Annotated in this window: 15 protein-coding genes; 9 read left to right on the forward strand and 6 right to left on the reverse strand. The window is 36.4% G+C overall.

From position 1 onward, the window contains the following. Positions 1 to 14: 14 nt before the first annotated feature. The 8 genes from ACOVO2_RS08610 to ACOVO2_RS08645 all read left to right on the forward strand — a co-directional run bounded on the left by ACOVO2_RS08610 (position 15) and on the right by ACOVO2_RS08645 (position 5831). Positions 15 to 611 (forward strand): bifunctional nuclease domain-containing protein, encoded by a 597-nt coding sequence (locus ACOVO2_RS08610; protein ID WP_421769605.1) that lies wholly within the window; start codon positions 15 to 17, stop codon positions 609 to 611. A 180-nt stretch (positions 612 to 791) separates the two neighbouring features. Then, positions 792 to 1634, forward strand: a complete 843-nt coding sequence (locus ACOVO2_RS08615) for a lysophospholipid acyltransferase family protein (protein WP_421769565.1) — start codon at positions 792 to 794, stop codon at positions 1632 to 1634. Between the two features lie 92 nt (positions 1635 to 1726). Beyond that, positions 1727 to 2608 carry a cell division protein FtsX gene (locus ACOVO2_RS08620; RefSeq protein ID WP_421769566.1) on the forward strand — a complete coding sequence of 294 codons (882 nt, stop codon included), beginning with the start codon at positions 1727 to 1729 and terminating at the stop codon, positions 2606 to 2608. A gap of 95 nt (positions 2609 to 2703) precedes the next feature. Then, positions 2704 to 2943 carry a DUF3098 domain-containing protein gene (locus tag ACOVO2_RS08625; RefSeq protein ID WP_421769567.1) on the forward strand — a complete coding sequence of 80 codons (240 nt, stop codon included), beginning with the start codon at positions 2704 to 2706 and terminating at the stop codon, positions 2941 to 2943. A 134-nt stretch (positions 2944 to 3077) separates the two neighbouring features. Continuing rightward, positions 3078 to 3869 carry an undecaprenyl-diphosphate phosphatase gene (locus ACOVO2_RS08630; protein WP_421769568.1) on the forward strand — a complete coding sequence of 264 codons (792 nt, stop codon included), beginning with the start codon at positions 3078 to 3080 and terminating at the stop codon, positions 3867 to 3869. A 65-nt stretch (positions 3870 to 3934) separates the two neighbouring features. Further along, on the forward strand, positions 3935 to 4630 hold the full coding sequence (gene truB, locus ACOVO2_RS08635) for a tRNA pseudouridine(55) synthase TruB (protein WP_421769569.1): 696 nt from the start codon (positions 3935 to 3937) through the stop codon (positions 4628 to 4630). Next, positions 4627 to 5562: a bifunctional riboflavin kinase/FAD synthetase gene (locus ACOVO2_RS08640; RefSeq protein ID WP_421769570.1), complete on the forward strand. Its 936-nt coding sequence runs from the start codon at positions 4627 to 4629 to the stop codon at positions 5560 to 5562. The genes truB and ACOVO2_RS08640 overlap by 4 nt, the downstream gene beginning before the upstream one ends. Positions 5563 to 5597: 35 nt before the next feature. Then, complete coding sequence (locus ACOVO2_RS08645) at positions 5598 to 5831, forward strand: CBU_0592 family membrane protein (RefSeq protein ID WP_421769571.1); 234 nt, start codon at positions 5598 to 5600, stop codon at positions 5829 to 5831. 382 nt (positions 5832 to 6213) lie between these two features. Here ACOVO2_RS08645 and pheA read toward each other — a convergent pair whose 3' ends face one another. The 6 genes from pheA to ACOVO2_RS08675 form a co-directional block, all read right to left on the reverse strand. Continuing rightward, positions 6214 to 7287, reverse strand: coding sequence for a prephenate dehydratase (gene pheA, locus ACOVO2_RS08650; RefSeq protein WP_421769572.1), 1074 nt, complete (start codon positions 7285 to 7287; stop codon positions 6214 to 6216). A 184-nt stretch (positions 7288 to 7471) separates the two neighbouring features. After that, positions 7472 to 7930, reverse strand: a complete 459-nt coding sequence (locus ACOVO2_RS08655; RefSeq protein WP_421769573.1) for a hypothetical protein — start codon at positions 7928 to 7930, stop codon at positions 7472 to 7474. Between the two features lie 3 nt (positions 7931 to 7933). Next, positions 7934 to 9220 (reverse strand): hypothetical protein, encoded by a 1287-nt coding sequence (locus ACOVO2_RS08660; protein ID WP_421769574.1) that lies wholly within the window; start codon positions 9218 to 9220, stop codon positions 7934 to 7936. Continuing rightward, positions 9217 to 9552, reverse strand: a complete 336-nt coding sequence (locus ACOVO2_RS08665; RefSeq protein WP_421769575.1) for a LytTR family transcriptional regulator DNA-binding domain-containing protein — start codon at positions 9550 to 9552, stop codon at positions 9217 to 9219. Before ACOVO2_RS08665 ends, ACOVO2_RS08660 begins: the two co-directional genes overlap by 4 nt. Positions 9553 to 9578: 26 nt before the next feature. After that, complete coding sequence (locus ACOVO2_RS08670) at positions 9579 to 10028, reverse strand: DUF6252 family protein (RefSeq protein ID WP_421769576.1); 450 nt, start codon at positions 10026 to 10028, stop codon at positions 9579 to 9581. Positions 10029 to 10060: 32 nt separating this feature from the next. Continuing rightward, positions 10061 to 11317 carry a hypothetical protein gene (locus ACOVO2_RS08675; protein WP_421769577.1) on the reverse strand — a complete coding sequence of 419 codons (1257 nt, stop codon included), beginning with the start codon at positions 11315 to 11317 and terminating at the stop codon, positions 10061 to 10063. 327 nt (positions 11318 to 11644) lie between these two features. On the opposite strand from ACOVO2_RS08675, the gene ACOVO2_RS08680 reads away from it, so the two are divergent. Further along, the coding region (locus tag ACOVO2_RS08680) for a hypothetical protein (RefSeq protein ID WP_421769578.1) at positions 11645 to 12534 on the forward strand (890 nt) is incomplete at its 3' end.

Raw genomic sequence — 12534 nt, forward strand, 5'->3', positions numbered from 1 at the left:
TTTATATTTGCACCGTGGAAAAAATAAAACTCGAAATATTAGGACTATCGCCAAGTCAATCTCAGACTGGCTCATTTGCATTGGTTTTATCGGAAGAAGGTGGAAGCCGCCGTTTGCCGATTATTATTGGTATGTTTGAAGCTCAAGCAATTGCTATTGAGATGGAACACATTACGCCCAATCGACCAATGACTCACGACTTATTCAAATCTTTTGCTCGTGCATTCGATTTTACGGTTGAAGAAATTATTATCTCTGACCTCAGAGAAGGTATTTTCTTTGCAAAAATTGTCTGTACTGATGGCATACGTCAGAAAACAATTGACGCTCGTCCATCCGATGCAATTGCTATTGGATTGCGTTTTCAAGTGCCGATTTATACTACTGAGCAGATTTTAAGCGATGCGGGTATCACAACTCACGAAGCAGAACAAGCCGACGAAACCGAAGAATTAGTTGAGCCAGCAACTACTCGTCCGCAAAAGTCGCAAAAAGATGCCTTGAAAGACCTAAGTTTGGAAGAACTAAACAAAATGCTTTCGCAGGCATTGGCAGAAGAAGAATACGAGAAAGCAGCAAAAATACGTGACGAAATTAGTAAGCGTAACTAATCATTCTGTATCTAAAAATATTAAAAGCGTTGGTTTTTGTTTAGAAAACCAACGCTTTTCTTTTGTAAAAGAGCTATTTCTAAATCTTTTTCGTTGATGATTTTTGAATAATGCCATATATTTATTAACTTTCAATTATAAAACACCTAAACCATATATAATTAGCAATTAGTTTTGAGAATGATTAGAATAATTAAAAATTTTCTCCCAATCCCTAACAATGACCCAAATCCATTTTTCAGATATGTGTCATACGTAGATCTATTTGGCATTTTTGAACGCGACCCCTTTGGTAATTGGCTAATACTCAAACGTATAATTATTTTAATTGCAGGTATCCCAACATATTGGCGTTTGGCAGTTGCAAATCAACTAAAAGTTGAAGGTGCAGAATATCTAGAAAAGCTACCTCATCAGAACGTATATTTTATATCCAATCACCAAACTTATTTTGCCGATGTAATTGCATTTTATCATATTTTTTGCTCTGTCAAATGGGGTTTTCGTAATAGAGTTTTGCCGATTGCCTTGTTTGCCCCACGTGCAAGAACTTTCTATGTGGCAGCCAGCGAAACCATGAAGGAAGGGTTCATTCCGAAGATTTTTAGTTTGGCAGGTGCTATCTTGGTCGAACGCTCATGGAGAGCTAAAGGCGAAAACGTAAAACGAACGCTCGATACTTCAGCAAGTGATAATGTGGCCAAAGGCTTAAAATTTGGTTGGGTTGTAAGCTTTCCGCAAGGAACAACCAGCCCTTACGCTCCCATTCGCAAAGGAACTGCCCACATCATTAAAGATAATAATCCGATTGTAGTACCAGTAGTAATTGACGGTTTCCGCCGTGCATTTAATAAGTCTGGTCTTAATTACAAAAAACGTAATACTGAATTAAAGGTTAAGTTTAAAGAGCCAATATATTTTTCGCCCGATGCTACAGTTGAGGAGATAACTGAGGTTGTAAAAAATATCATAGAGCAAAACATGCCAGAAAGAATTGCTCGATGGAAAAGCGAAGCAGTTTAAATTACTATTCTTCTGTTAAAAATCATTAAATTCTGCGTATTTTATACAACATCCTTTATCTTTGCAGAGGATTTATCATTGAATCAATAAATATGCAGAAAAAAAATAGAAAATTAGGTAGTTATCCAAGTATGCTCATCATTCTAAGCCTAACAGCAGCTTTATTTTTGGTAGCATTTAGTGGATGGATAGCCCTAACTTCCAAGCAATTGGTGTTGTATATCAAGCAAAATATTGAAGTTCAGGTATATTTAGATAAGTCTCTTACCCAAATTCAAAAAGACTCGGTTAGAAATCTGATTGCACAGAAAAATTATGTTGCTTATTCAGATAATGTTCCGCAAATAAAATTTATCTCGAAAGAAAGCACCGCCGAGAAGGTTTTGAAAGAAACAAACGAAGACTTCCGTACGATTTTGGGAGAAAATCCCTATCGAGATGCATTTAGCTTAAAACTAAAAGAAGAATACTTCAAAGAAGAAGAGTTGGCAAAAATCAAAGCTGATTTGGAGAGCGTTCCCGGTATTTTTGAAGCCGATTATGCCAAAGATTTTGTGGATAGCATCAACAAAAATGCCAATAAAGCCTATCTGATTATTGCTTCGATTGTGGTTTTATTGTTGATAGCCATTGTTTTACTTATCAATAATACCATCAGACTAGCACTATATTCGCAAAGGTTTATAATCAGAAGTATGCAATTGGTTGGTGCAACTGACTGGTTTATTCAAAAACCATTTATCATAAGAGGAATCCTGCAAGGGCTCATTTCGGGAGTTGCGGCTTCAACCCTACTCATTGTGATTGAACAAATTGCGATTCGTGAAATTGAAAACCTAGGTATTCTACAAAACTTCACCAAACTCTCTATTCTTTGCGGTTTTGTTATTTTATTGGGTATTTTGATCGGTGTTTTAAGTACGTTTCAGTCAATGTACCGTTATTTACGAACAGATTTAGAGGATTTATATTGATTAGTCAACGGTCGATAGGCAACAGTCCACAGTAATTAAAGTATTTACAATTTTTATCAATCACTTGAACAGATTAACTCAGACAAATTTATACAATGAAAAATACAACAAACAACACTCCAACCGAACAAACAGGAAATCAAGAAGCTCTTCCATTTGGCAAAAGTAACTACACCTTAATGATTGTGGGTATCGTACTTCTTTTTGCAGGTTTCTTTATCATGACTCTCGATAAAGAAGAGTTTGGTTTCGGATTTTTAGGAATAACCCTCGGGCCGGCTATTGCCTTCATTGGTTTTATTTTTCAGTTTTACACAATTTTCAAGAAGAAATAAAACTTCATCGAAAATAAATTTCATAAAAAACTGATAGTCAAAAAGTTACATTGTCTAAGTTTACCAACCAAAACAATGAACTAAAAACTATCAGTTTTCGTATTTTTTTACCCTCTTTAATATTTTAACAATCCATGAATTTTATTGAAGCAATTATCCTTGCTATCATCGAAGGCATCACTGAATATTTGCCAATCAGCTCAACAGGACACATGATTATTGGCTCATCATTGATGGGTATCAGCGAACTTGATTTTACAAAAGTTTTTGAAGTAAACATTCAATTCGGTGCGATTCTTTCAGTAGTAGTTTTATATTGGAAACGTTTCTTTCAATCTTTTGAATTTTACAAAAAACTATTAGCAGCTTTTATTCCAGCGGCCATTATTGGTTTTATATTGAACGATTTCATTGATCAATTACTCGAAAGCGTAGCAGTTGTAGCAATTATGTTGGTTTTAGGAGGAATTATATTGGTTTTTATTGACAAATATTTTGAGAAAAAAGCTACCAAAGAAGATATAACTTACGGAGATGCAATAAAAATTGGTCTTTTTCAGTGTATTGCCATGATTCCAGGAGTTTCGCGTTCGGCGGCGAGCATTATTGGAGGAATGTTTCAAGGGCTTTCACGCAAAGAGTCGGCCGAATTTTCATTCTTTTTAGCAGTTCCTACTATGTTTGCTGCTTCGGGCTATAAACTTTTGAAGGCATTCAAGGCAGGTACACTAACGTTTTCTGCCAATGAATTACAATTATTAGCCGTCGGCAATATTGTAGCCTTCATTGTGGCAATGGCTGCGATCAAATTTTTTATTAGCTATTTACAAAAATATGGCTTTAAAGTTTTTGGCTACTACCGCATTGTAGTTGGCTTAATTATTTTAGGACTTTTGGCCGCTGGCTATGATTTGAGAGTTATTTAGTCCACCGTCGAAAGACAACTGACGACAGTAAATTCTCGTAATTTTATATTTAATTTTAGTTTTTGATGGACGAAAGAAATGAAGTAATTCTGATTGACAAACCTTTGAAATGGACATCTTTTGATGTGGTGAACAAGGTACGTTGGGCAGGGAAATATAAAAAAGTAGGTCACGCAGGTACGCTAGACCCACTTGCAACTGGATTATTGATTCTATGTACTGGAAAAATGACCAAACAAATCGATACTTTTCAGGCACAAGAAAAAGAATATACAGGTACTTTAGAATTGGGTAAAACAACTCCTTCGGTTGATTTAGAAACCGAATTTGATGCTGAATACCCCACCAATCATATTACACAAGAAGCTATTAACCAAGTGGTTAGTCAACTTTCTGGTGTGATAGAACAAATACCTCCTGCCCATTCAGCAATAAAAATTAATGGAAAAAGAGCCTACGAATCGGCTCGAAAAGGTGAGGAAGTTGTCATAAAATCTAGACAAGTTGAAATAAAAGAATTTGAGGTTGATACGACTAATTTTCCCGAAATTTCGTTTAGAATTGTTTGCTCGAAAGGAACATACATCAGAAGTTTAGTAAGAGATTTTGGTAAATTACTTGATTCGGGTGCATATATGAGTTCGTTGCGTAGAACACGTATTGGAGAATTTAAGATTGAAAACTCGCTCACGATTGAGCAGTTTTTGGAGAGTGTACCCGAAAGACTTAGTAAACTTGAAAATTTGAATAATCAGCAGTGAAAGTATATTATAATTTAGCGGACTTTGAGGCTCTTAAAAATGCCGTGGTTACGAGTGGTACTTTTGATGGCGTGCATTTGGGGCATCAGAAAATTCTTCAAATTTTAAGAGAAACTGCTCAAAAAACGGGCGGAGAATCGGTTGTGCTTACTTTTTGGCCGCATCCGAGAGTGGTAGTTTCAAAAGATAGTCAGGATTTAAAACTCCTTTCTACAATTGACGAAAAAATAGAACTACTTGAAAGCCAAGGAGTTGACCATCTTTTGGTGATTCCGTTTACTCGTGAATTTTCAGAACTTAGTGCCGAAGAATACGTTAAAGAGATACTTTTAAAACAAATCGGCACAAAAAAACTCGTAATTGGCTATGACCACCGATTTGGACGAAACCGTGAAGGTGGCTTTGATTATTTGAAGGCGAACTCTGAGTTATTTGGTATCGAAATTGAAGAAATTCCTCGGCAAGAAATTGAAAATCTGACGATTAGTTCAACCAAAATTCGACAGTCGTTAATGAGTGGTGAAGTTAGTTCGGCAAATGAATTGTTGGGTAGAAAATATAGTTTCACTGGAATTGTAGTAAAAGGCCGCCAACTTGGTCGAACGATTGGTTTTCCGACGGCAAATGTGCAAGTTTCACAATTTTATAAATTGATTCCTGCCAACGGTGTTTATGCGGTCAGAACTTTCTTCCGGAATCAATGGCATAATGGTATGATGAACATCGGTACTCGGCCAACCGTTGATGGTGTTGGACGCACCCAAGAAGTAAATATTTTTGATTTTGATGATGATATTTACGGCGAAACGGTAACTGTCGAAATCGTTGACTACATCAGACCTGAGCAGAAATTTAACGGTTTAGATGAATTAAAAGCACAAATTTTGGCCGATAAAGCAAAATCGAAGGAAATTTTAAATAATTTTAAATGAATGTCCAGATTGGACGTTCCTATGCGTAAAAATTAATGACACTATTTATAGAAATCATTGGCTGGATTGGTTCACTACTAATTGTAGGTTCATACTTTTTGAATATACAAGGCAAACTCGACTCAAAAGATATTAGGTATATTTGGGCTAATTTGCTAGGAGGCATATGTTTTATCATCAATACATACGCCCACCACGCCTATCCTTCCGTGGCAGTAAATGTGGTGTGGGTCATCATTGCACTCGCAGCCATTTTCCGAAAGAAATAAAACAAAAAAGCCACCCAAAAGGTGGTTTTTTGTTAAACTGCTTTGTACTTATTTTCCATGAAATAATCTTAAAAATATTTTCACAGTCAATTTATGCTTTCGATTAAATCTTGAAAACTATGTTGCAATGACTGTACCAGCAGTAAACAAAAATTATTGGATGGTTACAAATTATATCTTTTTTTTTGAGATCGAAATAAAACAAGAAAGATGAGCTTTTGCCCATCTTTCTACAATAATTGTACCAGTAATTTAATTCTGAGTTTAGAACTCTGGGTTCTGAGTTTTTTTTACTCATAGTGGTCAATAAACTTAAAACCGTTGAAAAAGGTCATTCTTAACTCAGAATTCAAAACCGCACGGGCGGCCCCGTCAGAACTCTCTAAGCGTTTCTTACATAACTTCCCAACCACTTAATTGAGTTTTTGTATTTCTTGAAAACCTTCTCGACGTTATCGTCTTGAAAGAATCCCTCTAATTCGATAAAAAACCAAAAGTTAAAATCTTCGTCGCCTTTATATGGTCGGCTCTCTATTTTAGTTAAGTTGATACCTGCTTTTTTGAAATCTTGCAAGAAAGCAGCCAAAATTCCTGGCTTATCGGTATCCGGAAGACGAGCTATGATGGTTGTTTTATCGTTTTCGCTTTTGGCATTTACAAAGTTTTTGGCCAAAATGTAAAAACGAGTGCGATTTTGGCTATTATCTTCGATATTATTGAACAAAATCGGTAAACTAAATAGCTTCGCAGCAATTTCTGAACAAATAGCTGCACTTTCTGGGTCTTCAGCTGCCAATTTTGCTGCTTTTGAAGTTGACTCTACCTGAATTTCTTCGGGGTGCGTTTGTTCAAAATATTTATTCAAAAATCCTCGACATTGACGAAAAGCAATATCCTTTGAATAAATACGCTTGATTTTTGAAGGATTTTCGGCTTCTGTTGCCAATGCAAAATGCACAGGAATTTTCAATTCTGCCGCAACATTTACATTCATCTCATTGAGTAAATCAACTGTTTCGTAAACGATACCTTCTTGGTTATTTTCGATCGGAATTACACCAAATTTAGCTCTGCCGGTATCAACTGCCTCAAAAACCGATTTGATGGTTGGCAAAGTCATGTACTCGCTCATAGCACCGAAACGGCTCTCGGCAGCTTGATGCGTGAAACTTCCTTCTGGACCAAGATACGCAACTCTTTCGGGCAATTCGATATTACGAGCAGCCGCAAAAATCTCCAAATAAATAGCTTCGATGGCTTCTTTGTTGAGCGGGCCATCGTTTTGAGCATTCATGCGGTCGAGAATTTGCTTTTCACGCTCTGGTCGGTAGATGATTGCTTTTGTCGAACGCTTGATTTCTCCTATTTTATGTACGAGTTTCATTCGTTGATTGAGCAGTACGAGCAATTGGTCGTCAATTTTATCAATATCTTTTCTAACTTCGTCGAGAGTCACTTTAATAAGAGGTTGGTTTTACAAAAATTTCATTGGGTTGCAATTTAGTTAAAAACACTTAATTTACCTTACCTTCAAGGAAGTAGAAATAAAAATAAGACCCAGAAGGTCTTATTTTATACGATTAATCTTGCATTTGAAACTTTACTTATCGTAAACCCCATTACAAAAAACTGCTATACAATCATTGAAGTTCTTCTAAAAGCTTTGCTTCGGTTGGTTCTTCTTTCATGTAAACCACCGTAACTTTATCACCTTTTTTGTGTCGTTGATAACTTACCTGACTGATACTCAGTCGCATTGATTGATAATCGCCCAATTTGGCATTGGCCACAGCTTCTTCTGAAATAGCGGCAATTTTATCAACGATATTATCAGATTTTGGCAAAACTTTCACTTTCTCGGCGTCTGTAAAAAAAGCTACGTCCATATAATACCGATACGTTTTACTTTTTCTCGTTCCTGTTACTTGTTCGTATAGTTCAACTACACTGGCATCAGCTCGTTCGCCTTTTTCGAGCAATTCTTTATCGTTGTCTTTTTGTATATAAAAACCAATAACGAAGACCCCAATCATTAAAGCCAAAAGTGAATAAACTATGATAGTAAGTTTGGTCTTTTTGCTTAGTTCAGCGTATTTCATGGCCTACATTTTCTTGATATAATAAAATTCTTTTCCTTGTTCGAGCACCCTTAGAGGGTCTTTGTTTTGGTTTCTGTCAGCTTTGGGATGTGGCTGAATTACTCCACCTTTTACCATAAAACCATATTTTGCGATAGTCGATTTGCCAGTTTTTGGATTTTTGACATTGATTTCCATGATATAATTCCCGTCTTTTAAATCAGCTTTGGTAAACATCTCTTTGTCATTACTCCCAGCCTTGAAAGTCCAAAACTGGCAACGTGTCCATTTTCCATTAGAGGGTGTAAAATCACCCGAATTAATTGTTTGACCGTATGTTGCTACCAATGAGCCGTTACGAGAAATTTTGACAAGTCCTTTCATCGGAACTGTGTCATCCCAATTGCTTGCACTTTTAATATCAAGATTCCGTTCGGTCAAATAAACACTTGGTAGCACTTCTCCACTACGCTCATCAAATTGGATTCTTGCCCAGTCTTCCCAGGGACCCTTCAAAAAATATAAATCTTTTACAGGTGCATAAGAATCCGGATTTGTCTTTTTTTCAACTTGAAAAGGAAATGTATAAAAATGGGATTTCCCGACAAAAAAGCGAACTTCAAAGCTTCCTTCTTTCACATTTGCATAAAAAGGGAAGAAATCACCACCGTATTCTTCAACCAAAATCAACTTTTTGAATGGCGGAATATAATCTTCGGCTTTAAAAAACTGCTGGCCTTTTAATTCGCCAGTGGCTGCATCAACAATATCGGCTCTGATGGGAGGTTTCATGTTTTCATATCCTTTGCTCGTAGAAAGCGACGGACGATAATTTATATCTTTACCATCTTTGGTTTTAGATGGTAGAAACGAGACATGAAGTGACATTAGTCGAATCTCGCCTTTTGTGATGTCGAATCTAAAACGTTCATTATCCAGTAAATCAAACCAAGCAATAGCAGGTGAGAAATTTGCTGTCGAAAAATCAGGCTCAAAAGTGGCATAAATACGTTCTTCGTAAGCCTTTCGGTCAAATTCAGGACTTGTCAACTTAGTTTTTCGGTCAAGTTCTCCAGATTTTGCTTTGGCATCATCCTTCTGTTTATAATGTGCATCAAAACTCTCATTGCGTTTCTGGTCTTTTTCGGTTGAATTGGGTGCACCACCACGAGCATTTGTTTCTCTTATGGGAGTAGCTCTTTCGTTGGAGGGTAGCTCTTTTTTTACTTTTTCTTTCAGTTTATCGAACTGGGCGAAAGCTGGTGAAACGACCCAAAAACAAAGCATTATACTTAGATTTCTTATGTTCATGATAATATTTTCGATTTTGTATTTGAAAAAATAAAATCCTTTAAATCGAGCCTTCGTCGGCGAGAAACGTGTAATTCCAAATCATTCTTCATTTTTACAACAGCATAGTTTTCATTGGTTTTAGCTATAAATTTGAGATTAACCATGTTGGTTTTGCTAATTCTGAAAAAGCCATGTTCTGAAAAACACTCATGCAAGCGTTTGAGCGTTTTAGCCAAAATGATTTTATTTCCATTCTCAAAATGTAGTACGGTATAATTAGCTTCTGCCTTCAACAAAACTACCTCGTTGGCAGCAATGTATTTTTTATGGTAAATCTTGACGGTATTCATAAAAAATTCGGTTTGTGTGATAAATTTTATCTAAACTTGACAGAAAACTCGCCTTCAGTCAGTGTATAAACTTTGGTAGAATTATTGGCTTGTTTCACAGTACACTTAAAAGTGCCTTTGACCATCTCGGCAGTTTTTTCGGTAATAGTAACTTCACCAGTTGCACCGGTTCGGTCAGAGCGATGCCCTGTTTCGGTTTCATCGGCATACAATGCAAAGTTGGGATTTTCAGTAATTTGATGCGTTCCAACTCCCTTATTTTTAGCTAACTGAATATACATCGAGCTTTTGTTTGTAAACACTCCATAAATATTGTATTCATCATCGTCTTGCACAGCGTAGGCATTGATTCCTGTAGCTTCTACGAGTTTCCCATCAACTTTTACTCTGAAAAATAAAGCCTCGGCATCGTCTTTTTTTGTACAAGAATTAAGCAAAAAGAATAAACTTAGGATAGATAATAGTTTGATTTTCATGGTTTTTGTAATTGATTACTTGTTATTAAATTTTAATTTGTTACTTCATAAGTGTAGCTAATTTCAGCACCTACCAAAATAAGATTGAGTGAAGCTGGCATTGTTACTACTAATCTGTAAAGAGTAGTGGCATTATTTACAACCTCAGGAACAGAAAAATTTAAACCTGAAAATAAAACATTTGCATTTGCTGATATATTTGTAAATATGTTCGCATTTACATTTGAGTAAACACTTCCAGCACCAGAGTTGGTCATTTTCTGTAAAGCCCAGCTTGTCAGACCTAAGCCTGTTGCAGGAGAAACACCATCATTATCAATATAATATACTTTAATAGCAGAGATTGAAGCTCCATTTGGCAAAGATACGTTGGCATGAAATGACCCTGCTGCGGTTGTCATCGAAATTCCCTGACTACCCATTGTAGATTCGTTTGTAGAAATATGTGAATGAAAAGCTGCTGGTCCTAATTTTAAGATTTCATTACGTTGAGGGTGTTCCCAAGTAGCAACCCCAGTTGCATCTAAACTGGTTAAAACTTTATTTGCTGCTGCTCCATTTCCTTGAAATCTAAGTTTACCACTTGTTTGAAGTGCGTTTCCTCCTGCCGTATTTTGAAAATATCCACCCGTTGCGGTTGCATTGTCAGCTTTTCCCCATACAGCCGTTCCGTTTGAGCCGAAAGCATTACCATATACACCTACACCAGAGACTTGACCCGCCTGCCCAAATACGCCATAGCCACTTGAGCTATTTCCCTGTGTAAAACCATAAACACCTGTCCCTGTTAACGAATATCCATAAACTCCATATCCACTTCCCGCATGAGTTCCTTTTACACCAACACCATTATTGTTTGTAGCAAAGTTTGACCCTCTAACCGCTATTGTTTCACCATTTGGAGTTGTTGTGTTTGCACTTCCCCAAACCCCAGCAGCATCTGTCAAAGAAGAAGCAGTAGTTCCTTGCAATGCGGCAGAGTTTGCACCACCACCAGTATTGATTATTTGAAATCCCTGTGTTGAAAATGAGCCTGTACTTGTATAAGGTAAAGTCAACGAACCACCTCCTCCGCCGCCTGCTGCAACCTCAATCCAACCACTACCGCTACACACATTGGCTCGGTTGGTGGTGGTCAAGAATACAATTTTACCATAATCAGCGGCAGCACAAGCGGGTAATGCAGACACACTCGGAATCTGTAAGTTATTAGGATTAATGCTCACTGATTGAGCAAATGATGATACCGCAAAAAGCGACAAAATGATTTGTAAAAAGTTTTTTTTCATGGTTTTTGTATTCTTTTTATTGATTTTGAAAAATTTAAATTGTTCGTGACACCAAAATCGGTGCAGGCACAAACACAGAGGACAAGAATAAATAAATAGGCTAATTTTCGCTTCATTGGATATCTGTTTGATGAAGCAAAGTTGAAATGAAAAAAAATTAAAAAAATTTTACACTTATCAAACGGTACGGTCTGGCAGTTGGAATGTAGTAATTATTTATCTGGCGGTTTTGCTATACATTTTGATATTTCAAAGCCAAACATTGAGATTTGGAAATATCAAAAAAAGGTTTCTACTTTCGGAAAAAAGCAGCAATTCAGACCTCAAATGAGCAGATTTTTACTATTTATTTTATTGACAATAAGCAGCTTGGCCAAAGCACAGCAACTCGGAAGCTCGATTGAAAAATGTGAAGATTTTCATTTGTCGGGGCAAGCCGATTCTTTGAAGAGATACTCAAAGATTGCATTAGAAATTGCTAATAAAAACAACGATGCCCAATCAAAAACGCGGTTACAGTATTTTGGTGCTACTGCTTTACTCCGCACTCAGCCTGATAGTGCAATAAAGCTACTGACGAGTCTCAACAAAGAATTTATCAATCTAAACGACACAAAGTTTTTGCCTTACATTAATGCAAGTTTAGGTGCCTACAATCGAAAAATGGGTGATTTCAAGGAGGCTTTAAAGTACCATAACCGAGCCATTGAATATGCCAAACAGCATTATTTGAATACTGACAATAAAAAATTGAATAGAATTGTGGCACTTCAATATAACAGTATCGCTGTAATAAATTTTGAAATGTCGGACTACGAACTTTCTAACCAAAATGCTTTGTATGCCTCAAAACTGGCGAATCAGTATAATCTTCCACAAATAGAATTGGCTTCGACAATTATCTTGGCCAATATTCAGATGCACTTTAAGCAGTTAGATTTAGCCGAAAAAAGTTTTCTTGAAGCAAAGAATTTATCTATTCGACTCAACGATAAATATCGTTTGGGGGTTGCTTTGGCCAATTTAGGCATTATAAATTTTCTGAGAGTTGAGGCATCCCAAACTAATTCAAAAGCATACGTAGCTTCAAAAAAGTATTTCTTCGAGGCACTCGAAATGGCAAAAGAACAAAATGATTTTACGGCGATTTCAGCTCGGTATTCAAATTTAGCGAATGTCGAAAACGTAGTAAAAAATTATCAAAGTGCGAATAATTT

Source organism: Emticicia sp. (assembly GCF_049241225.1).
GTDB lineage: Bacteria > Bacteroidota > Bacteroidia > Cytophagales > Spirosomataceae > Emticicia.

Bases quoted from the DNA above. Each gene is read 5' to 3' on its own strand.
- ACOVO2_RS08670 (WP_421769576.1), bottom strand. From the start codon at position 10,028: ATGAAAATCAAACTATTATCTATCCTAAGTTTATTCTTTTTGCTTAAT.
- ACOVO2_RS08665 (WP_421769575.1), bottom strand. From the start codon at position 9,552: ATGAATACCGTCAAGATTTACCATAAAAAATACATTGCTGCCAACGAG.
- truB (WP_421769569.1), top strand. From the start codon at position 3,935: ATGGACGAAAGAAATGAAGTAATTCTGATTGACAAACCTTTGAAATGG.
- ACOVO2_RS08615 (WP_421769565.1), top strand. From the start codon at position 792: ATGATTAGAATAATTAAAAATTTTCTCCCAATCCCTAACAATGACCCA.
- ACOVO2_RS08625 (WP_421769567.1), top strand. From the start codon at position 2,704: ATGAAAAATACAACAAACAACACTCCAACCGAACAAACAGGAAATCAA.
- ACOVO2_RS08660 (WP_421769574.1), bottom strand. From the start codon at position 9,220: ATGAACATAAGAAATCTAAGTATAATGCTTTGTTTTTGGGTCGTTTCA.
- ACOVO2_RS08620 (WP_421769566.1), top strand. From the start codon at position 1,727: ATGCAGAAAAAAAATAGAAAATTAGGTAGTTATCCAAGTATGCTCATC.
- ACOVO2_RS08630 (WP_421769568.1), top strand. From the start codon at position 3,078: ATGAATTTTATTGAAGCAATTATCCTTGCTATCATCGAAGGCATCACT.
- ACOVO2_RS08675 (WP_421769577.1), bottom strand. From the start codon at position 11,317: ATGAAAAAAAACTTTTTACAAATCATTTTGTCGCTTTTTGCGGTATCA.
- ACOVO2_RS08645 (WP_421769571.1), top strand. From the start codon at position 5,598: ATGACACTATTTATAGAAATCATTGGCTGGATTGGTTCACTACTAATT.
- ACOVO2_RS08655 (WP_421769573.1), bottom strand. From the start codon at position 7,930: ATGAAATACGCTGAACTAAGCAAAAAGACCAAACTTACTATCATAGTT.